Annotated in this window: 10 protein-coding genes and 3 pseudogenes; 9 read left to right on the top strand and 4 right to left on the bottom strand. The window is 63.7% G+C overall.

The annotated features are described in order from the left end of the window. Positions 1-66 precede the first annotated feature (66 nt). Genes ACZCWR_RS02710 through ACZCWR_RS02700 form a run of 3 tightly spaced genes read left to right on the top strand, consistent with a single transcriptional unit; the run spans position 67 to position 2,720 of the window. On the top strand, positions 67-921 hold the full coding sequence (locus tag ACZCWR_RS02710; RefSeq protein ID WP_487302204.1) for an alpha/beta fold hydrolase: 855 nt from the start codon (positions 67-69) through the stop codon (positions 919-921). A 41-nt stretch (positions 922-962) separates the two neighbouring features. Then, positions 963-1,934 carry a zinc-binding alcohol dehydrogenase family protein gene (locus ACZCWR_RS02705; RefSeq protein WP_487302203.1) on the top strand — a complete coding sequence of 324 codons (972 nt, stop codon included), beginning with the start codon at positions 963-965 and terminating at the stop codon, positions 1,932-1,934. Positions 1,935-1,949: 15 nt separating this feature from the next. Beyond that, positions 1,950-2,720, top strand: coding sequence for an SDR family oxidoreductase (locus tag ACZCWR_RS02700; protein ID WP_487302202.1), 771 nt, complete (start codon positions 1,950-1,952; stop codon positions 2,718-2,720). A 125-nt stretch (positions 2,721-2,845) separates the two neighbouring features. Here ACZCWR_RS02700 and ACZCWR_RS02695 read toward each other — a convergent pair whose 3' ends face one another. Beyond that, a complete protein-coding gene (locus ACZCWR_RS02695) occupies positions 2,846-3,805 on the bottom strand; it encodes a cupin domain-containing protein (RefSeq protein WP_487302201.1) in 960 nt (319 codons plus the stop codon). Between the two features lie 112 nt (positions 3,806-3,917). On the opposite strand from ACZCWR_RS02695, the gene ACZCWR_RS02690 reads away from it, so the two are divergent. Both ACZCWR_RS02690 and ACZCWR_RS02685 read left to right on the top strand, forming a co-directional pair. After that, positions 3,918-4,457 carry a carboxymuconolactone decarboxylase family protein gene (locus ACZCWR_RS02690; protein ID WP_487302200.1) on the top strand — a complete coding sequence of 180 codons (540 nt, stop codon included), beginning with the start codon at positions 3,918-3,920 and terminating at the stop codon, positions 4,455-4,457. Between the two features lie 36 nt (positions 4,458-4,493). Continuing rightward, positions 4,494-5,894: an FAD-dependent oxidoreductase gene (locus tag ACZCWR_RS02685; protein ID WP_487302199.1), complete on the top strand. Its 1,401-nt coding sequence runs from the start codon at positions 4,494-4,496 to the stop codon at positions 5,892-5,894. Between the two features lie 394 nt (positions 5,895-6,288). On the opposite strand, the gene ACZCWR_RS02680 is transcribed toward ACZCWR_RS02685, so the two are convergent. Continuing rightward, a complete protein-coding gene (locus tag ACZCWR_RS02680) occupies positions 6,289-7,185 on the bottom strand; it encodes a LysR family transcriptional regulator (protein ID WP_487302198.1) in 897 nt (298 codons plus the stop codon). Positions 7,186-7,292: 107 nt separating this feature from the next. On the opposite strand from ACZCWR_RS02680, the gene ACZCWR_RS02675 reads away from it, so the two are divergent. From ACZCWR_RS02675 to ACZCWR_RS02660, 4 genes and pseudogenes are all read left to right on the top strand, one after another. After that, positions 7,293-8,000: an SDR family NAD(P)-dependent oxidoreductase gene (locus ACZCWR_RS02675; RefSeq protein WP_487302197.1), complete on the top strand. Its 708-nt coding sequence runs from the start codon at positions 7,293-7,295 to the stop codon at positions 7,998-8,000. A 175-nt stretch (positions 8,001-8,175) separates the two neighbouring features. Beyond that, positions 8,176-8,445, top strand: a pseudogene (locus tag ACZCWR_RS02670) (transposase); the annotation flags it as partial. 56 nt (positions 8,446-8,501) lie between these two features. Further along, positions 8,502-9,526: pseudogene (locus ACZCWR_RS02665) on the top strand (IS110 family RNA-guided transposase). A 267-nt stretch (positions 9,527-9,793) separates the two neighbouring features. Next, a pseudogene (locus tag ACZCWR_RS02660) lies at positions 9,794-10,738 on the top strand (IS3 family transposase); the annotation flags it as partial. A 253-nt stretch (positions 10,739-10,991) separates the two neighbouring features. Here the strand turns inward: ACZCWR_RS02660 and ACZCWR_RS02655 are convergent. Beyond that, complete coding sequence (locus ACZCWR_RS02655; protein WP_487302196.1) at positions 10,992-20,660, bottom strand: AIDA repeat-containing protein; 9,669 nt, start codon at positions 20,658-20,660, stop codon at positions 10,992-10,994. A gap of 82 nt (positions 20,661-20,742) precedes the next feature. Further along, positions 20,743-22,050, bottom strand: coding sequence for an autotransporter strand-loop-strand O-heptosyltransferase (locus ACZCWR_RS02650; RefSeq protein ID WP_487302195.1), 1,308 nt, complete (start codon positions 22,048-22,050; stop codon positions 20,743-20,745). Positions 22,051-22,812: the final 762 nt, after the last annotated feature.

Genomic DNA, 22,812 nt, shown 5'->3' with positions numbered 1-22,812 from the left:
TGTAACCTCTTTCAAATGTTTTTAACAGTTACGAGACGAAACCACCTCACCCCCAAAGAAACGACCATGTCCGCTATTGCTCATCGCCATATCGACGTCGACGGCTTCAATGTGTTCTATCGCGAAGCCGGTCCTGCAGACGCGCCGAAGCTGCTTTTGCTGCACGGCTTTCCGAGTTCGAGCCACATGTTTCGCGACCTGATTCCGCTACTGGCTGACCGCTTTCATATCGTCGCGCCGGACCTTCCGGGCTTCGGTCTCTCCGACATGCCGAGCCGCGACAGCTTCGCGTACACCTTCGAGAACATCGCCGGCGTCATCGACCGCTTTACAGAAGTGATCGGCTTCGACCGTTACGCTGTCTATGTCTTCGATTACGGCGCACCGACGGGCTTCCGCCTCGCGCTGAAGCATCCGGAGCGCATCACGGCCATCATTTCGCAGAACGGCAACGCTTATAAGGAAGGACTGAGCGACGGCTGGAATCCGATCCGCGCGTACTGGCAGGAGCAGACTCAGGCCAATCGCAATGCACTGCGCCCGTTCCTCACGAAGGAAACGACGAAGTGGCAATACAGGCACGGCGTGCCTGACGAGTCGGCCGTCTCGCCCGACGGCTACTCGCTCGACGACTACTACATGAGCCGTCCCGGCGCGCACGAAGTGCAGCTCGATCTGTTCGGCGATTACCGCAGCAATGTCGCGCTCTATCCGGCGTTCCAGGCGTACTTCCGCGAGCATCAACCGAAATTCCTCGCCGTGTGGGGCAAGAACGATCCGTTCTTCCTGCCGCCGGGCGCGGAAGCATTCAAGCGCGACATTCCGCATGCGGATGTGCGCTTCTTCGACACGGGCCACTTCGCGCTCGAAACGCACGCGGCGCAGATCGCGGCAGCCATCAACGAATTCCTCGCTGACTAAAGCGCGGTCACACCGCGTTCATCTACCAAAGGAGAAACATCATGCGTGCAATCGTCCTCGAAAAGTTCGGCGGTCTCGACAGCCTCGTCTATGCGGAGATTCCGGAACCGGAACCGCTGGAAGGGCATGTCGTCATCGAGATCAAGGCATTCGGCATCAATCACGCCGAGATGCACATGCGGCGCGGCGAATGGGCCGAAGCGGCAAAGGTGAGCGGCATCGAATGCGTGGGCATCGTGAAGTCGTGTCCGGGCGGCGTGTTTCCCGTCGGCGCGAAAGTGGCCGCGCTGATGGGCGGGCTCGGGCGCACCATCAACGGCAGCTATGCGCAGTTCACGCGTGCGCCGGTGTCGAATGTCGCGCTGATCGAATCCGATCTGCCATGGGCCGAAGTCGCGACGATTCCCGAAAGCTATGCGACGGCGTGGACGACCCTGTTCCGCAACCTTGAAATCAAGGAAGGACAAACCGTGGTGATTCGCGGCGCAACGTCGTCATTCGGGCAAGCGGCAGTGAATCTCGCCGTCCACGCGGGTGCGAAAGTGATCGCCACGACGCGCAGCCGCGAGCGCTTCGCGAAGCTCGAAGCAATGGGCGTGTCGCGCGTCGAACTCGAAGGGCCGGACCTCAGCAAGCGGATCGCGGAAGCGAAGCATGTCGATGCCGTGCTCGACCTCGTCGGCAACAGCACGATTCTCGATTCGCTCGCGATGCTCCGGCGCGGCGGGCGCGCGTGCCTTGCGGGCTGGCTCGGCGGACTGGCGCCGATCCCGGATTTCAACCCGCTCCTGCAGATGTCGAGCGGCGTGTATCTGACCTTCTTCGGCAGTTTCGTGTTCGGCACGCCGGGCTTTCCGCTTTCCGATGTGCCGCTGCAGTCCATTGCAGCGGATATCGCGGCGGGCCGTTTCAATGCGAAGCCCTCGCGCGTGTTCTCGTTCGATGAGATTCACGAAGCCCATCGCGTGATGGAAGCCAACGAAGCGAACGGCAAGATGGTCGTCGTTCATTGAGCCGGGAGAAACCACATGTCCATCAAAGCAGCCATAGTCACGGGCGCGAGTCAGGGGATCGGGCGCTCGACGGCGATCCGCCTCGCACGCGATTTCGATTCGATCGTGCTCGTCGCACGTAATCGCGCCAATCTCGAAGAGACCGCCGACGCGGTTCAGAAGGCCGGCGTAAAGACGATCGCAATCGACATCGACCTCGCACGGCCCGAGGCCGCGCAGCACGTCGTCGATGAAGCGCTCGCCGCGTTCGGCCGCATCGACGCGCTGCTCAATATCGCGGGCGCGGTGCCGCAGATCGATCTCTTCGACATGACCGACGAGCAATGGGACGCCGGCCTCGCGCTGAAGCTTCACGGCGCGCGCAGGCTGACGGTCGCGGCCTGGCCGTCGCTGAAGCAGTCGTCCGGATCGGTCGTGCTGATGTCGGGGAATTCCGCGATGTTTCCGAAGGCGCCGTATGCGGCCGTCGGCACGATCAACGCGGCGATCGTCGCACTGGCGAAGGCGTTTTCCGATCGCGGCATCGCGGATGGCGTGCAGGTAAATAGCGTCCTTCCTGGCCCGGTGATGACCGGCCGCCGGCGCTCATATCTCGAGCACTGGGCGCCTCTGCACGACATGACCGTGGAAGAAGCAACGGCGCGTTTCCCCAAGGAAGCCGGCATCGCGCGTTACGGCACGCCGGAAGAAATCGCCGAGTTGATGGCATTCCTCGTCTCGCCCGCGGCCAAATGGATGACCGGCAGTACGCTGCGCATGGACGGCGGCGAGGTCAAATCGGTCTGAAGGGAAGAAGCCAAAGGCCGGACGGATGTCCGACCTTTGGCGCTTACCGCGACATCGCGCCCGAAGCCGGATTGGAACTCTCAATGCAGCGAGCGAAGTGACCGATGCACCGCGCGGCAGCCCGCCTAGGCCTGCCGCGTCTGCGCATGCGTGCGCCGCCAGCGCGCAGGCGTCACGCCGAACTGCTGGCTGAACGCGCGCCGAAACGCCGCCACAGACTGATACCCGATCGTCTCGGCCACGGCTTCGGTCGACACGCCAGGGTTTTTCAACTCGTTCGCTGCCAGCGCCATGCGTACATGGATTAGCAGATCGCTGGGCGAACGTCCGACCTTCGTTTGAAACTGACGGATCAACGTGGCTCGCGACATATTGCATAGGGCCGCCAGGTCGGGCAGCGTCCAGTCATGCGCCGGTTCCGTGAAGATCGCCTTGAGCGCCGGGGACAGTCGCGAATCGCCTGCGAGCGCCAGCAGCCCGGCGGGCGCTTCGTCGGACTCCGTGCTGGCGCGTAAAGTTAGTGCAAACAGCGCCGCCGACAGCGCGTTCATCATCGCGTGGCCACCGAGATTGTCCGCGATCGATTCCGCCCGCATCAGCGCGACGAGACCGTTCAACTGATTTAACGCGTCGTCCGGCCTGGCGCCCCTCGACGTCGACGTGCGCACGACGAGCCGTCCGGGCAGATACGCCCGCACAAAGCGGTCATGCGGCGGCGCGAGCACGATGCGTCCGCACAGCATGTCCAGACGCTCCCCCGTGCCCGTGTTCTCGCTGACGATCAGGTTCATGACCGCGCGCTGGCGGGCTGGCTTCGGCCGCGCGCCGCTGCCGTCGCGAAGCGTGTGGGCCGATCCGTGCGCGAGCAGCACGATATCCCCAGCGCCGAGCGGCTGCGGCTTGCCCGCGCCGGGCGTCTCCAGAATGGCCGATCCGCCCAGCACGATGTGATAGGGCATTTCGCCCTCGTCCGAATCGGCGTAGATGACTTCCCAGGGCGCGCCATACGAGCACCGGAGTTCGAGCTGACCGCGCACGGTCATCATGCCGAGCAGACGGCTCAGCCAGTCGATCGAAAGCGCCATGCTGATCTCCAAATGAAACTTTCGAGCATGATATTGAGCATTTGGCGACTCAACAAGCTCATTCGACAAACCTAAAGTGGAGGCTCCTGACCACCACCCAACGAGGTTCACCATGAGTCGCATCGCCATCCCCGCACTCTCCGCTGCCACTGGCGCCACCGCCGACGTCTATGCCCGCGTTCGCAAGATCGCGGGCGGCGGCGTGCCGAATCTGTTCGCCGCGCTCGGTCATCTCTCGCCCGCGACGTTGAACGCCGCGCTGGACGCCGAAGGCGCGCTGGCGTCGAGCAGTCTGAGCAAGCAGGATCTGGAGACCATCAAGCTGCTGATCAGCGAACTGACCGGCTGTGACTACTGCGTGGCCGCGCACGTGATGCTCGGCAAGATGGCCGGTCTGTCGCCGGTGGCGCTCAAGCAGATTCGCACCGGCCAGCCGACGGGCGACATCAAGCGCGATGCGCTGATCCGCTTCGTGCGGACCCTGCAAACGACGCGCGGCACGATCGACGAAGACGAACTCGCTGCCATTCGCGCGGCAGGCTACAGCGACACGCAACTGGCGGACATCTCGCTCGCGATTGCGATGACGATCTTCACCAACACGTTCAATCGAATCAACGATACCGACGTCGATTTTCCGGCCGTCGAGTGATCCATTCATTCATCCGTCAGCACATTGGAGAAAGTCATGTCTCAGATCGAACAGTTCGATACGCTGATTCTCGGCAGTGGCCAGGGCGGCAAGCTCCTGGCGTGGCATCTGGCGCGCGCGGGACAGCGCGTCGCCGTGGTCGAGCGCCAATGGGTCGGCGGCTCGTGTCCCGCCGTCGCCTGTCTGCCCAGCAAGAACGAGGTATGGAGCGCGCGCGTCGCGCATCTGACGCGCCATGCCGCCGATTTCGGCGCGATGACGGGGCCCGTGGCCATCGACATGGCGAAGGTTCGCGATCGCAAGCGCGGCATGGTCGAGCGGGAGGCTGCGTTTCACGTGCAGGCGTATGCGTCGAGCGGCGCGGAACTGGTCATGGGCGTGGGTCGGTTCGTCGGGCCGAAGACCATCGAGGTGCGGCTCAACGATGGCGGCACGCGCACGCTCGTCGGTGATCAGGTCGTGGTGAACGTCGGCACCCACGCCGCGATTCCGGACGTGCCGGGTCTGCAGGCGTCCGATCCGCTGACGCACATCGGCGCGCTGGAACTCGATCGCGCGCCGCCGCATCTGATCGTGTTAGGCGGCGGTTACATCGGCGTGGAGATGGCGCAGGCATACCGGCGGTTCGGCAGCCGCGTGACCGTTGTAGAGCGCGGCGCGCGGCTGATGGCTCGCGAGGACGCGGATATCGGCGAAGAAATGCTGCGCATCCTCCACGCGGAAGACATCGACGTGATACTCGATGCGCAGACGATCCGCGTCGACGGTCATTCCGGAACGCAGGTGCGCGTCGTCGTGCGGACGCCTTCGGGCGAGCAGACGCTGGAGGCCAGCGACATTCTCGTCGCGGCGGGACGCGTGCCGAATACGGCCGATATCGGCCTCGACCTGGCGGGCGTGCAAATTGATGAGCGCGGTTATATTCGCGTGAACGACCGCCTGCAGACATCGGCTGACGATGTCTGGGCAATCGGCGAAGCGGCGGGAAGTCCGCAGTTCACGCATGTCTCCGTTGACGATTTCCGGATCGTGCGCGACAACATGGCGGGCGGACATCGCAGCACGAGTGACCGGCTGATACCGTACACGCTGTTCATTGATCCGCCTCTGGCGCGCGTCGGCCTCAACGAAACCGACGCACGGCGCGCAGGAATCGGTGTGCGCATTGCGACGCTACCGATGAGCAACGTGCTGCGCACTGAGGCGACGGACGAAACGCAGGGCTTCATGAAAGTGCTCGTTGGCGCGGACGACGACCGCATCCTCGGCTTCACGATGATCGGCTCGGAAGCAGGCGAAGTGCTCGCGGCGATTCAGACTGCGATGATCGCCGGGCTTCCGTACCAGAAGCTACGTGACGCCGTGATATCTCATCTGACCGTGGCGGAGGGTCTGGGGCCGTTGTTGGCGAGGGTGCCCGAACGCGCGGCTACGTGAGACTTGTAGCCGGACGGTTGGGCTTGTTCATCGAGCGATGTCTGGCTAACTTTACTATGCCGTGTATCGCTGCGCGCCTGCTAGGGCGCGCGGGCGCTTTCTGCGGCCGACTGTGGCCGGCGTCCTTGACGGAAGGGTATTCGTAAGCCTGTAGATGCAATGCGTGATGCGCGGTTGCATTGAGTGCGAGAGCCCTGCGTATCGGGCGATCTGAGCCGATATTTGCGACTGGCCGATGTCTTGAAGAGGCGACGTCTGACTTATCGCCTTGCGAGCGGCCGGTGAGGGTCGTTCATCGGCAGTTGACTACGCGTTAGCCAACGCCATATTCCTCCGCAGTATCGCCTCTTCCTCGTCGGTGTGCGGCGAGCTGCGGGTTGGACGCGCCTAGAACTTAAGCGTCGAAAAGTGTTTCGCTCTTCTTGAATGAATCGATAAGGTGCTGCATGACCGCGCGTATTGTCGGGACGTTTCGGTCCTGTCTGCGTATCAATAGCCACATATCTCGCGGCGGGGGCAACGGCCCCAGCGAGCACAGGCTCAGCCCAGGCAAGCTTCGGCCTAGATAATGAGGCAACAAGGCAAGGCCCGCACCGTCTCGCGCGGCGATTGCCTGCAAAATGTGATTCTCAGCGCGAAGTGAAACGCGCGAGTGCTGGAAATGCTGTGTCAGCCAGTTCGTGCCCGGCATGTCGGCGCTTTCCTCGTTGAAACTCACGAAAACCGGCACCTCCCCGCGTTCGGCTCGCTCGCACTGCGCTAGTGCGCCATAGAAGCCGAACGCCATGCGACCGAGTGGCTTTGCGATAAGGTCCGCGTCGACGAGGCGCCCCACACGCACCGCAATATCGGCTTTGTGACGATCGAGACTGACGGAACGAAGGTTTGTCGCAAGATCAATGTCGAGACCGGGATAGGACTCGGTAATCTGTGTGAGGCGTGCAAGGATGAAGCCCTGACATAGCGCGGGCGGTGCATTTATGCGCACCAGGCCTCGAAGGATAGCTTCGCCATCGCTCGCTTGCGCATGCCCTATCGTCAGCGCCGCGGTTTCCATTTCCGCTGCAACCTGCAACGCGTGTGTTCCAGCCGGCGTCAGTGCGTAGCCCTCCGGCCGGCGCTCCACAAGCTTCTGACCGACGCTTTTCTCGAGAGACTGGACACGGCGGGCAATCGTCGCGTGATTGACCCGCAGGGCGCGGGCAGCGGCGGACAGGCTTCGATAGCGCCCTAGCGCCAGAAATATCCGCATGTCCTGCCAGTCGAGTTCTGTGCGTTTTTTATCAGTCATTGCGCGAGGATAGCGGCTCCTCTTTCCGAAAGTCCAGCGATAACCTGCTGTCCATACCACGGGATGCCAATGGCATCCAGGTTCACTCAACAGCCAGGAGAAACAGCATGAGCCATAAAAAGGTAGCCATTGTCACCGGCGCTTCACAGGGCATTGGCGAAGGCATCGTCAACGGTTTCCGCGCCCGGGGCTACGGCGTCGTCGCTACATCGCGCTCGATCCAGCCTTCAGCCGATCCTGACCTCGTGACTATCGCCGGCGACATCGGCGACCCCGACACGGGTAAGCGTCTGGTCGCGGCAGCTCTCGACAGCTTCGGTCGCATTGATACATTGGTGAACAACGCCGGCATCTTCATCGGCAAGCCGTTCACCGAATATACCGAAGAGGATTACCGGCTCAAGGTGAAGACCAACCTCGACGGCTTTTTCTTTACCACGCAGCAAGTCATTCCAGTGATGCTCAAGCAGGGCAGTGGCCATACCGTCCAGATTACGGCTTCGACGGCGGAATTCGCGAGCTCGCGCTCGCCCGCCTTCATCGCCATGCTCACGAAGGGCGGGATGAACGCCGCGACCAAGAGCATGGCGATCGAGTACGCCACGCGCGGGATCCGCGTGAACGCCGTGGCTCCGGGCGTTATCCGTACGCCGATGCACGATCCGAGCATGGTTGACAAGCTGGCCGCCTTCCATCCCATGAACAAGCTCGGCGAAGTCGAGGATATCGTTCGAGCGGTGCTATATCTCGAGGACGCCGCCTTTACAACCGGCGAGATCCTTCACGTCGACGGCGGTCTAATCGCTGGACGTTGACCATCCAAGGGGCGCCCAAGGAGCGCCCCTCTGCGCCGGGAGGACGGTGTGCCGGTATGGAAGGATGCGGTGAGCAGCGAGTGGAACAACCCCCTGAAAGACCGGACACAGTCTCCCTCTTACAATAGCGGGTAGGCATAAGACTGTATATATGACTAACAACAAGAACGAAGTAATGGAAGTGTTGACGGGACCTGAGCGCCGACGGCGCTGGTCGGCTGATGAGAGGCTGGCGATGGTTCGGGAGACGTTCGAGCCCGGCAAGACAGTTTCGATGGTGGATCGGCTGCACGGCATCAATCCGAATCAGCTGTTTCAGTGGCGCAAGCTGCATCAGGACGGCAGCCTGTCGGCAGTGAGCGCTGGAGAAGAAGTTGTGCCGGCGTCCGAGTTGAGCGACGCGCTGAAGCAGATCAAGGAGCTCCAGCGCCTGCTGGGCAAAAAATGGTATGGACGCCTCCTCATCGCATAATTGAGGCCTCGTCCTACCGGAGAGCGCAAATGGAACCGACAGTCGTGGGCGTAGATATCGCCAAGCGGGTTTTCCAGCTTCACAGATAGTCGCAGACCCTGGCGAGGGGCTCGACAAACAGCTTCGTCGTGACAATTTCCTGGAGCACTTTGCTAATCGCGAAAGATGCCTTATCGGGATGGAGGCTTGCGGAGGCTCACAGCACCGGGCACGTCGTCTCGTGGAGCTTGGACACGAGGTCAAGCTGATGCCCGGCAAGCTGGTGAAGGCCTTCGTGACAGGAAACAAGAACGACGTAGCCGACGCGCGTGCTATCTGGGCAGCAGCAAAACACCCAGGTGTGGGGGCCGTGCCGGTTAAAACTGAAGCCCAGCAGGCCGTTCTGGCGTTGCATCGGATACGGCAGGAGCTCGTCATCTTCAGGCGCTCCCAGTCTAACTGCCTTAGGGGTTTGCTGAGCGAGTACGGCGAAGTAATGGGCGTTGGGCGCGCAGCAACGAACCGGGCCATGCCGGAGGTCCTGCTGCGCCTCGATTCACGCCTGCCTCGCGTATTAGTGGATTCTCTCCGGGAGCAATGGCAACGGCTGGTCGATATCGACGGGCAGATTGCCGTCATCGAGCAGCGGCTACGTGGATGGTTACGTGAGAATCCCGCCTGTAGGGCAATTGCAGAAATCCCGGGCGTAGGGTTTCTCACCGCAACTGCTGCGGTCGCGTCAATGGGCGACCCGAAAGCCTTTCGTTCAGGGCGGGAATTTGCTGCGCGGCTTGGACTCGTCCCTGCGCAATTTGGGACCGGGGGAAAGGTTCGCCTGCTTGGCATCAGCAAGAGAGGTGACCGATACCTGCGTACCCTCATGATTCATGGTGCGCGCTCCGGCATGAAGCATGCAAAAGACCCGGGGTCGTGGGCTGTGCAGTTAAGCATGCGGCGTCCGCTCAATGTTGTAGTTGTCGCTATGGCGAACAAAATAGCCCGAACCATATGGGCCCTACTGGCTCATGGCCGTGCTTACAGCGCAAGCTACCCACCGCAGGCCGAGGCGGCCTGACTAGCACCCTGTCTCGTGAGGTCATGATTCTCGACTCAATAGTTCAAGGTTGCGCAAGGTAACGTTGAAATGGCAAGCAGGTAAGACCGGGACTCATCAAACCTGCATCGTCCTCCGGACGTCATGGTCCGTGGCAAAAATGAGGATTGAGTCAGCGGATTCCATTGGGGCCAGCGGGTATCGACCTGCATGGGCCGGATATAAAACCGCAGCCTATACCTGTTCAACAACGCAACACATCCTTGGCAAGCCGGAGGCGTCCATCTAAAGACCATGGAGAACGAGATTCTCCGGGAAGCCGTCGAGGTGATGAAGTCGCGAAAATGGATTGCGCGCTCACCCTCATTACCGGGGGACGGCCAATAAAGCAGGTCTGTGACGTTCTCGATGTAGCGCGCTCAAATGTGTCGGTAAAGCTCGCCCGGATTGCTGACTGGCAGGATGGCCGGCGCGCACGCAAAATGGATGATGCTGGCATTGTCGACGAAATCCGTTTGCTCGTTGCTGACTTGCCCAGCTACGGCTATCGACGCGTCTGGGGCCTGCTGCGAAGCGAGCGAGAATTGCGGTGTGAGGTTCCAGTGAATGCGAAACGTGTTTATCGCGTGATGCGCCAGCACGATTTGTTGCTTCACAGGAGGCCTGCGAGGCCGAGCATCGAGCGTCGGCATGAAGGGACGGTGGCGGTGCCCAGAAGCAATCAGCGATGGCGCTCTGACGGCTTCGAGTTTCGTTGCCACAACGGCGCGCCGCTGCGCGTGACGTTCGCACTCGATTGCTGTGACCGCGAAGCGATCAGCTGGGGCAGCGACGACAGGCGGTCATAGCGGCGACGTTGTGCGCGGTATCATCCTGGCGGCTGTCGAACACCGTTTCGGGAACGTTCGCAAAGCGCCCGCGCAAATCGAATGGCTCAGCGACAACGGTTCGGGTTACATTGCCGAAAAGACCCGCGCGTTCGCTTCAGATATTGGTCTGAAGCCGTTGACCACGCTCGTATGCAGCCCGCAGAGCAATGGCATGGCAAAAAGCTTCGTCAAGACGATGAAGCGCGATTACGTTGCGTTCATGCCGAAGCCGGACGCGGCGACCGCCGTGCGCAATCTGGCCGTCGCATTCGAACACTACAACGACAAACACCCGCATAGCGCGCTCAAATACCGCTCGCCGCGCGAGTTCCGACGTAAAGCCGATTCATCAACCTTGGTGTGAGATGGTGTCCGGAACTACGGGGGCAAATCCACACAGGCCGCTCGCAATTCACTAAACGCTAACAGCCGTGACGACTGGCGTTCACATAACGAGCCACAGTTACTGCAACGCTAACATCGAAAGGCTTATGCAGTTAGGGCTCAAGGCTTTTAGCAATTAATGGTTGAGAAATCTCGCAAAACCATACCGGTAAGCGGTTACAAGCGGATTTACGCTGCTTTAGGTCTCTCGACTAATGCGGATTGCATCATTTTCACCACTTCCAGTTCACGCCCGCCAATCCACTGTAGTCCTGCTCGTGCTTGGCGAAGTCCACACCGAGACGTGCGAACACTGACGCGTTCTTGCCAATCTCCCATGCGCCGCCAGTAGCTACATGACCGACGGTGCGCGCGAGCGGCGTGCCGGATACCTGATAGACCGCGCCCGGCGCTTGAGCAAACGACACATTCAACGTCTGCCCAAGGCTCCCGATGCGCTGCTGCACGTTCGCATCGATTTCCCAGGTGTTGGTCGCGCCGTCGCGACGCTTTTGCGTGAACAGATAACGCCCGCCCGCCATCGCGGTCGTCGCGGCCTGCGTGCTGCCTTGATAGACGAGATCGAACACGCCGCCCTTGCCTTCGCCGAAGCCGTCCTGCGCATAGCGGCCTACGCGCATGCCGACGTACGGCTGAAGCGCCATGTCATCGCGCAGATGCAGATTCAGACCGCCTTCCGCATACGCCGTCGCCGCGCGCGTCTCGACGCTGCCCTGCGGCGTCCCTGTCAAACCGCCAAATCCGACCACGCGATTTTCCGCGTTGCTCCAGCGCCCGATGCCCGCCATACCGCGCGCGAAGAACGGCTGCGTCGCGGGTTGCCATGCACCGTAGATCAGCGCTTGCCAACCGTTGGTGTGGCCGCTCGCGCCCGGCTGATTGAATCCGAGATCGCTATAGTCCGCATCGACGGCGACGCCTGCACGCACGTCGCGCGCGACTTCGCGGTCGTAGCCGACAGCGATCGAACTCGAACGCGTATCGAGCGCGTTGCTGCCAAGCGATGCATCGCCGGAAACATGCGACTGCCCGTAACGCACCGACGCCCACAAATCATTCGACGGACGCACTTGCGATACCGAAGTCATCCGCTCGCTGACCGTATTGCCGAGCGCCTCTGTGTTCTGACGCGCGACGCGCAACAGGCCGGTCGCCTCGACACCGGACATCTGCTCAAGCGCCGATTGCGCGCCTGCCCTCGTTGTGAACAACAAGGCATCGGTGATGGCGTTGCCGCCCGCAAGCAGCACGCGGTTCAGCGCGCTAGCCACCTGCAACTGATTGCGGTTCTGCCCTACCATCCCGAAGCCCGCGAAATCGCCCGTCTGATAAAAAATCGATGCGATCTTCAGCGTCAGATCGATCTCGCCCGGCGCATACGAAAGCGTCGGCGAAAGATACGCGTAGTCCATGCCGACGCCCGCGAAGGTGCCGTTGAGCGCGCCCGTGTACGTCAGGATCGTGTACTTCGTGTTGGCCTTCCACGCATCAGGCGATGCATTCACGACGACCTTCGCGCCGCCATTCGCCCCGCTCTGCGCGATGTCGACATCGCCCGTCACCGCGACGCTGCCGGTCTGACCCGCCGCGTTCGCACTCACGACGAAGTTGGAACCGTCGTTGAATGCAAGCTTGCCGTTCACGCGCAAGGTTTGGCCCGGCGTACTCGCGACGAGCGCGCCGCCCAAGTTGAACGTCGCGTTACCGATGAGCGATCCGCTGCCGAACAAGACGCCGCCCGCGTTCACCGCGACATTCGCCGCAGTGACGGTATCGACTTGCACGGCGCCGCCATCGTTGACGATGCCAAGGCTCGCGCTCGCCAGGTTCTGCACCAGACCGCCGCTCGTCACCGTCACGCCGGCCACGTTGCCGTCGCCGGTCAGCGTGCCGCTGTTGTTGACGAGCGTGCGCGTTACGATTGCGCCGTTGCGCACGCGCTGCACGCCGCCCGAGTTGACCGTGGTCGCATCGGCGGCGCCGCCAGAACTGACGATCTGCGTGCCGCCGTTGAGCGTGGTTCCGCTTGCGATGCCATCGGCCTGCACTTCCTGCACTGCGCCCGTGTTGATGAGCGCGTTGCCCGCGAAGCCGCCGAACGCCACTTGCTGAACGCCGCCGCTGTTGACGACCGTGTTGTAGGCGTAGCCTTCGATATTGCCGTCGACATATTGCAGGCCGCCTGAATTGACGGTCGTGTCGTTGGCGACGCCACCGGCCAGAATGTTCTGCGTGCCGCCGTTGATCGTCGTCGCGCTCGCCACGCCGCCCGAATTCAGCGTCTGCGTGCCGTTTGCGGAAAGCGTTGTCGCCGACGCGAAACCGCCCGCGTTGATCACTTGCTGACCGCCGCTCACGACCGTAGTGTCCTGCACGACGCCGCCAGAAGAAACCGTCTGCGTGCCACCCGACACCATCGTGCCCGAAGCCGTTCCCGCGACGGCCTGCATGCCGCCCGCTGCGACCGTCGTGCTTGTGGCGTTGCCGCCGAAGGCCACTTGCTGCACACCGGCCGCGCTGACGATCGCGCCTACCGCCGTGCCGCCCGCCTCGATCAACTGCGTGCCGCCAGAGATGACCGAACGCAGCGACGAACCGCCCGCGTTGATCGTTTCCATGCCGCCCGAACCCACGCGCGTATCGTTGGCGATACCGCCCGACAGCACCTTGAACGCGCCACCGTTTTCGAGCAGCACGTTCGAGCCGATGTTGTTCCCGACTTCGAACGTGCCGCCGTGGTTCGTGCCGCTTACGGTCGCGGATGTATCGGTGACGAGCGCTGCGCCCGTTTGCTGATTGATCGTCGCGCTGCCCGCGCCGGTGACGGTCGTCAATCCGCCGTTCTGCACCGTGACCTGCCCTGCCGATCCACCGCTCGACACGGTCAACGAACCGCCGCTTTGCACGATCGTGCCGCTCGTAATGCCGCCCGTCGTGACCGTCTGCTGGCCGCCATGCGATACGACCGCGCCGCTCGCTTGTCCGCCCGACGATACCGCCTGCACGCCGCCGCTCGATACCATCGTGCCGCTGGCATTGCCGCCCGCGAGCACGGTCTGCGCGCCGCCGTTCGTCACGGCGACGCCGTTGGCCACACCGCCCGATGACACGTACTGATTGCCGCCACTGCCCAGCGTGACCGAGCCCGCATTTCCGCCTGATGACACGCGCTGCACGCCGCCCGCGCTGACCAGCGTGCCGGTCGCGGTGCCGCCGGAAGCGACATCCTGCACGCCGCCGCTGGCCACAGTTGTATCGATGGCGGTCGCGCCGGTCTGCACGGTCTGCGCGCCGCCATTAGCCACCAAGGTCGCCACCGCGATGCCGCCCGCCGTGACGTTTTGCTGCCCGCCCGACAGCACGCGCGACGCCGACGCAACGCCGCCCGACAACACGGCCTGCAAGCCGCCCGCCGACACCGCCGTGCCACTTGCCGATCCGCCCGACGCGACGCTTTGCGTGCCGCCGCGCGTGACGATCGCGTTTGTCGATACTCCGCCCGCCGCGACCGTTTCCACGCCGCCGGAGCCGATGGCCGTCGCGCTCGCCATGCCGCCCGAACGCACGGTTTGCAACGCGCCATCGTTCAAGACGGTGCCGCGCGCCAGACCCGCCGATGCGACCGTCACCGCGCCGCCGCCGCTGACGTGCGTATCGATCGCCCTGCCCGCCGAGCCGACCGACATCACGCCCGCACTGCGCACTTGCGTGCCGCTCGCGACGCCATTGACCGCGATACGCCCGCCATCGCCGACGACGCTGCCAAGCGCGCTGCCCATCGACGCAACCGTCTGCTGACCGCCCGCGAGCACCGATGCGCCGGCCGCCGTGCCGCTCACGTTCTGCGCGCCGCCCGACACGATGGAGCCGGACGCGACGCCGCCCGCAGCGACCGTCTCGACACCGCCGCTGCCAACTTGCGTGCCGAACGCCTGTCCGCCCGACAGCACCGCGAAACGGCCGCCCTGTTCGACGAGCACGCCCGATGCGACGTGGCTCATCACCGAGAACGCGCCCGATGCGTTATGGCCGTTCGTGATCGTGCTCGAGGTATCCGCGACCAGGGCCGCGCCCGCTTGTTGATCGACGTGATCGAGCGCTGCGCCAGCGGACACCGTCAGCGTGCCGCCCGACGAAACCGTCGTCGACGTTGCACTGCCGTTTGCCTCGATGGTTTGCGCGCCGCCCGCGCCGATCACGCTCGACTCCGCGTATCCGCCGTTCAGTACGGTCTGCGTTCCATCCATGCCAATGATTGCCGATGTCGCCGTGCCGCCCAGGCCAACGTTCTGCCGCCCGCCCGAAACGAGCAGCGTGTCGAGTCCGAGCGCGCCCGCGCCCGAAATGTTCTGCACGCCGCCATCGACGATCACACCTTCGACACGGCCCGCCACGTTCTGTATGCCGCTCGCACCGATGGCCGTACCGCTCGCATAGCCGCCGGATGCAACGGTCTGAACCGCGCCGTCATCGACGATACCTCCCGTCGCCTGACCGCCCGATGCGACCGTTTGCGTCGCGCCCACGCCGACGAGCGTGGTGTTATCGACGCTGCCGTATACGGTCTGCGTGCCCGATACCAGCGTATCGACCGCTGTGCCGGATACGACTTGCGTGCCGTCGGTATCGACCGTGGTGCCGGATGCCGCGCCGCCCATCTCCACGACTTGCAACGCGCCCGCTTCGATCTCGCTGCCCGATGCGACGCCGCCGAAGGTAAGCGTCTGCGTGCCGCCCGATTGCACGACCGTTCCGAGCGCGACACCGCCGATATTTACCGTCTGCGATCCGCCCTGAACCAGCGTGCCACTTGCTACGCCGTTGAAAACTTGCTGCGATCCGCCCGCGATCAGCGCGTCGATGGATGCGCCGCCGTTGATGATCTGCACGCCGCCCGACGCCACCGTCGTGCTGCTCGCGATGCCGCCGAGCACTTGCTGCGACGCGCCCGAGCCGACGTTCGTGTCAGTCGACGTGCCGCCGCTGCCGACGCTTTGCGTGCCGCCCGTAAGCACGGTGTCCGTCGCGTTGCCCATGACGGACTGAATACCGCCCGTTAATTGCGTGCCGCTGGCGAAGCCGCCCGCCATCACCGTTTGACCGCCCGACTGCAACAACGCGCCGCTCGCGCTCGCGCCCGACGATACGAACTGCTGGCCGCCCGCGATAACGGCGTTCTGCGAGACACCGCCCGACTGCACGCTCTCCATGCCTAGATCGCCGATGTGCGTGCCGCTTGCCGTGCCATTCGATCTCACGGTGAGCCGTCCGCCGTTCTCGACGATGACGTTGGTCGCGACGTTATTCGCCACCGAGAACGCGCCGTTTGCGTTGCCGCCCGCGACGCTCGCGCCCGTATCCGTGATGAGCGCCGCGCCCGAACGCTGATCGACATCGCTGGCGGTTGCGCCTGCCGAGACGACCATCAGCGCGCCGTTCATCAAGGTCGATGACGATGCGCTGGCACCCGCGAGCAACTGGATCTGCCCGCCGCTACCGACGCTCGTCCCGCTTGCCACACCGTTGGAGGTAAGCAGCACCGCGCCGCCGTTGACCGCTGATGTGCCTGCCGCCAGCCCGCCGCCGCCCACGACGATCACACCGCCCGACGCGTACGCCGAGTTCAGCACGCCGCCCGACGAGATGGCGACCGTGCCGCCCGATCCCGCCACGGTCGCGTTCGCGACGCCGTTGTTCGCGATGACTTGCCGGCCGCCCGAGCGCACGGTGGTGCCATCAGCGGTACCGCCCGTCACGTTCTGCAAACCTGCGCCAGTCACGAGCGTGCCGCTGGCGTAACCGCCCGCGACGACGGTCTGCGCTCCGCCGGACACGACCGAATCCGTCGCCGTGCCCTGCACGTTCTGCTGCCCGGAAAGCACCGTAGTGCCCGACGCCGTGCCGCCCGTTAGCACCGCCTGCGTGCCGCCGCGAACGCTTGCATTCGTGGCGAGCGCACCGCTCGATACGGTCATCGCGCCCAAGGTCTGCACGACGGTGCCCGACGCCTCGGCGCCGCTATTCACGTTCTGCGCGCCGCTCGCGATGACGATCGTACCCGACGCGATGCCATCGACGTTTTGCACGCCGCCGATCGTCGCCGATACGGCGTTTGCGCCCGAATTCACCGATTGCACGCCGCCAAAATCGACGCGCGTACCGGTCGCGACGCCGCCCGCCACGACGATTTCACCGCCTGCGCTGGCCACGCGCGTGGCGATCGACGAGCCGCCTGATTGCACGGTCAGCTGCCCGCCGTTGGCCAAATAAACATTCGACGCAACGTGATTGGCGATGCTGAACGTGCCGTTTGGTCCGCTCCCGCCGATGACCGTGTCGGTATCGACGACGAGCGCGCCGCCCAGGTTCTGCACGATGCCGAGCGCCGAGCCGCCTGCTTGCACCGTCAGCTTTCCGTTCGCGTTGAGCGTCGTGCCCGACGCGACGCCGCCTGCATCGACTTCCTGCGCGCCGCCCGCAACGATGGTGCTTCCAGATGCTTGACCGCCAGCAAGTACCTGCTGCACGCCGCCGCGCAGCGTCGCGCCGTTCGCATTGCCGCCCGCGCTCACGATCTGCGAGCCGGACCACACCACGGTACTGCTTGCCACGCCGCCGCTTTCGATAGACTGAACGCCGCCGCGCACCGCGCCGCCGTAGGCCAGGCCGCCGTTGCGAACCGCTTGCGCCCCGCCCGACGACACGATCGTCGCGCTCGCGACGCCGTTCGCCTGCACGCTCTGGACGCCCCCCGAGATGACCGTCGCGCCTTGCGCCACGCCGCCGCCCGCGATGGTCTGCGTGCCGCCGGACACGACATCGTTGTACGCGGTGCCGCCGGAGGCGATGCTCTGCGCGCCGCCGCTGCCGATGCGGTTGCTGTACCCCGCGCCGCCGGACGAAATGCTCAGGTTGCCGCCGCTCAGCACGTCGGTACTGGTTGCCGTCGATCCGGACGAAACAGTAAGCGAGCCGCCCTGAAGACTCGCGCCAGCGGTCGTTGCGCCGTTGCGCACCGCAATCGCGCCGCCCGCGAGCACCGTCGCACTGGTCGTGCGCGCGTTCACTCCGGTGACGGTCTGATTGCCGCCCGCCGAAACCGTCGCGCCGATGCTCGAACCGCTCACCACTTCCGTGCCGCCCGCCTGAATCTGCGTCGCCGATCCATAGCCGTACACGCCGATCGTCTGCGACGCGCCGCTGCCGACAAAGGTCAAATTGGCGCGTCCGCTCGTCACGACTTCCGACGCGCCGCCCGAAAGCACGGTGCCGAAGGTCGTGCCGCCTTGCACATCGACGAGCGTTCCCGCCGCCGCGGCAGTGCCCGATGCCACCCCGCCGCTCACGATCAACGTGCCGTTGTTGAACTGCGTGCCGTAGGTCGTGCCGGCGGAGACGAGTTGCGCGCCGCCCGCGATGATGGCGCCACTCGTCCTGCCGCCCAGAACCGTTTCGGTCGCGCCCGCCGAGATGACCGTGCCGCTCGCGGTGCCGCCGTAGACCTGCTCCAGCGCGCCGCTCTTCAACTGTGTGTTCGACGTCACTCCCGTGCCCGTCACCGTGACAACACCACCCGCGTTGACGGTCGTATTGCTCGTCAGTCCGCCCGAGGCGACCAGCGAGCCACTGTTGTTGACCACGGCATTGTTCATCACGCCGCTGCCGGTCGTGATGCCGGTGCCCGCCGAGTTGATCGTCACGCCCTGAGCCACGCCGCCCGACACGGTGACGAGTCCGCCGCTGCCCGCCGTGGTCGCGTACGCGGTGCCGCCATCGAGCACGGTCATCGCGCCGCCGTTCTCCGCGACCACGTTCGAAGCGACATTGCCGTTGATCGAGAACGCGCCCACTCGGTTGGTGCCGTTGGTGATCGTCGCCGATGTGTTGGTGACGAGCGCACCGCCCGATGAGACCGTGACGGAATCGGCCGCGGCGCTGGCATCGACTTCGAGGCGGCCGGAATTGGCGACCGTCGTCGAGACCGCGTAGCCGCCGCCCTGCACGGTCGTGTTGCCGCCTGTACCGATGGCCGTCGACGTCGCCGAGCCGCCGTTGAACACCGTCAGACTGCCGCGATTCTCCAGCACGAGATTCGATGCGACATTGCCGATCACCGAGAACGCACCCATGCGGTCCGTGCCGTTCGTGATCACCGCCGACGTGTTGGTGATGAGCGCGGCGCCCGCGCTCTGCGCGACCTGGTTGGCCGACCCGCCCGCATCGACCTGAAAGATGCCTGCCGAATGGAGCGTGTTGCTCGCCACGCCGCCACTCATCACTTCGAGATTCGCGGCGCTGCCATCGAGCATGACGCCGGAGGCGTAGTTGTTCGACACGAAGAAGGTGCGGCCCGAATCCGTGACGCCGTTCGTGATCGTCGCCGATGTGTTCGTGACGATCTGACCGCCCGCGCCCTGACGCACGGTATCGGCGGTGCCTGCCGTATCGACCTGAAAGATGCCGCCCGCGGAGTAGACCGTATCTTGCGCCGCGCCGTCCGACAGTACCGTCAGATGACCCGTTCCGACGATTTGCGTATGCGAGGCGACGCCGCCTGAGATGAAAAATCCCGTGCCGTCGGCGCGCGTGTTGACGCCCGCGAGCACCGTGGAGGACGTGGTCGCAACCAGTCCGCCGCTCGCCGCCTGCGTGACACCGATCGCCGTGGCGCCGGAATCGATCGTCAGCGTGCTGCCCGAGCTGACCACTGCTGCCGTTGCGCTCGCGCCGGACTGCACGTGCACCTGAGCGCCGTTGAACGCTACGACGCCGTTGGTCTGGCCACCCGAACTCACCAATTGTGATGCATTCGTGCCGTTGACCGTCGTGTTGTTGGCGACGCCTCCCGCCTGCACGGTGTCGGTCGAATAGGCGCCGACATTGGTCCCGTTCTCGACGCCCGCGACGGCCTGCTGCGCGTAATACGTGCCGTTGCCCGACAAGATCGAGCCGCTCGCGCTGCCGCCGGCCGCGACGTTCACCGTTGCGCCGCCCAGCACGCTTGCCGCCGCAACCGACCCGCCGCTCGCCACCGATACGCTGCCCGCCGAATTCACCGTGACGCCCGATACCACGCCCGCCGTCCACAGCGAAGTGCCGCTGTTGACAGTCGTTGCAGCCGCCGATCCGCCCGCCGCCACGGATTGCCGCCCGCCCGACGTGAGGATCGTGTTGCTCGCGACACCTCCCGCCAGGACGTTCTGAAGCGCGTTGTTCGTGACGGTCGCGTAATAGGCCGAGCCCGCCACGTTCTGCGTGCCGGCGCTCGTCACCAGCGTATTCACGGCGCGCCCGCCCGCATCGACATTCAATGTGCCGCCCAGCACTTGCGTAGTGCTCGCCACACTGCCCGCCAGCACCTCCAGCTGGCTTTGACTGCCGAGCTTGATGCCACTGGCGACATTGCCGCCGACATTGAACGTCGAGCCATCCACGTTCGTGCCATTGATCGTGCCCGAGGTCGTCGCTACCAGCACGGAGCCGGATGTCATCGCAAGACCCGTCACCGTCGCACCGGCGGCAATCGTCTCGCGGCCGCCTGCAGAAACGGTCACGCCCGTCGAGCGTCCGCCCGAGGCGACGCTCTGCGCGCCGTACACCGTCGTGGTCGATGCCGAGCCGCCATCGAGCACATTCTGCGTGCCATAAACCGTCGATGAGTTCGCGTATCCGCCGCCCGAGACGTTCTGCGTGCCGGTGACGGATTCCCCGGTCACGGTCGTGCCGCTTGCGACATCGACGGTGTAGGCGTGCGCGGCGGGCATCAGCGCGGCTTGCAATCCCAACAACGCGAACATGCCCGACAGAAGGCGCGACAGGCCGCGTCGACGGCTACCGAACACATGCAGACAAAATTTACGGCGAAAGGTAAGCGGCTTCATCTTCTTATGTCGGTATGAGTGCGCGCCTCACGCACTTCATTGAAGGCGCGATGGCAAAAAATTGGTCGGGAAACGCGGGCTGTCAGGAACAGTCGGCGGCTGGCTTCAGGCCTTCGCCGAAACCGGGAATGCGCTGCAACGTGCGCTTCACCTGTTCGGGCGTGATGAGCCGGGTGCATTCGAACTGACGCGGTGTGTCCTTGTGCCGTGGACACCAGAAGAAGTCCTGGTGATCGAAGCGATGACGCACGTCGTTCCAGCAGCCATTGCAGGCGTGGTAATTGATGACGCGATGCGGCGTCGCGAACTCGTTGTTCTCGGCGGTGAAGCCGCTGATCATCGCGACCGGCGTGTTGCATGCCCACGCGAGCCACGCCAGTCCGCTCGACAGGCCGACGAAGAAGTCCGCATGCTTGAGCCAGCGCGCGCGCTCCTCCAGCGAGCGATCGCCGGTCTGGTCTTCCGCGCCATGCGGGATATGGTTCCAGACGAGTCCCGAGCCATGCGTCGCTTTCTGATCGATACAGATCACGCGATAACCCGCATCCTTCAGAAACGCGACGATCTCGCGCCAGCCGGTCGGATGATTCCAGTACTTGCACTGAGTCGAGCTTTGCACCGCGATCACGACGTAGCGCTCCGCGATGGGCCGGGTATCGACCGCCAGCGTGATTTCCGGGCGCATCTCTTCCGGGTCGACGCCAAGAATAAGACCCGCTGTGCGATGCAGCCCGACATGACGAAAATCGGCGGGCTGACGCGTGTTCGCTTCGTCATCGAAAAACAGGCCGATGTTGTACGTTGCGTAGTAACGCTCCGCCTTCACCTCTTCGTGCGTGACGAACTCGATATGCGGATAAGCGCGGCGAAACAGCGGCGCGATCAGCGCGGACATCGCGCACGTGAGCCGGCAATTGTGCTTGCGCTGAAACTTGACCGCGTAAGGGAACCAGCCCATCAGATCGCCCAGTGTGCCGACAGGGAACTGAATCAGCACCTCGCGATCGTTTGCGTCGAAGCGGTGGATGAAGGCCGCGTCCGCATGCTTGCCGCGACGCTGGATTTGCAGCTCGAACGGGACGAAATACTTCTTGCCGCTCGCCACCGCGCCCACGTTGATATCCGTCTGGAACAGCAGGTTATCGGTTTCGTAGTCGCGCAGCACGACATGCCATTCGCCATCGGGCAGCACTACGCGACAGCCATCGTTGAAATCGAAGCGCACGCCGTGCAACGCCTCTTGCGTCGGCACGGGTGCAGGCAACGGAAACGGTGTTGTGACAGCATTGTTCGTTGAGGCGAGGCGCGGCGTCAGCGTGACCGGCACGACGGGTACAGTCGGTTCGGCGGCAGGTGCAGCAAGAATGTCGTGGGGAATCGAAGCAGTCATCGTGAGAACGGTGTCAAGCTCTGAACCGGCGACCTCGAGGTCATGCCGGGTGGCAAGTGCTCAGGCTTCACCGAGGGGATCCGAGGAAACCTTTACTTACCGCTTAACGACTAGGCGTTCGCAAGCTGAAGTGTAAGCCGAGAAAAATTTTGTAATCGTCTGTGAGACTAGGTAATAATGTCTTGGAGATTTCCAGGCAATAACATTTTCGATCGCTAATGTTGTCCAGAGCGTGCTATTCAAAAGGTCAGCTGCGGCATTTGCCAGGCCTCTTGCGATAACAGCCTGCGCGATCAAGGAGTCGTGGACAATTAGCCCAAACGCTGTACACGTTCCGGACCTGCCATTTCGCAAGTCTTTGCGTTTCCGCCTCGAAAAACAACTTCTCGGTGTCGCTCGCAATGAGTAGTGACTACCACAGCGCTGTTTTTCAACACCACGAATATTAAGGCGCTCTGCAAGCTAATAGGCGAGGTTACGTCCATCGGGTTGCCGCTCGGACATCTCCGACTTTCGTCATAAGACGGGTGCGCAAAACTCTGAATTTACGACTTCTGCTTGCCGGTTCCGAACAACGCCGACTACAATCCGAACCGTCTTAAAAGAGGAGTGCCTCGTGGACAAAAGTACCGTCATTGGAAGTCCGATGCCGGCCTGCGCCGGCGTTAAAACTGCGAGCTAGCCGCCTCCCCCGCCGCTAACTCGCTGAAGTCGGGTTAGCGCGCTTCATCATCGATCGCTTCTTCATCGACTCGTCTATTG

The sequence above is a fragment of the Caballeronia sp. A2-2 genome (assembly GCF_057612605.2).
Note: the sequence above shows the minus strand (reverse complement) of the source record. Positions and strands in the feature narration are given on the sequence as shown.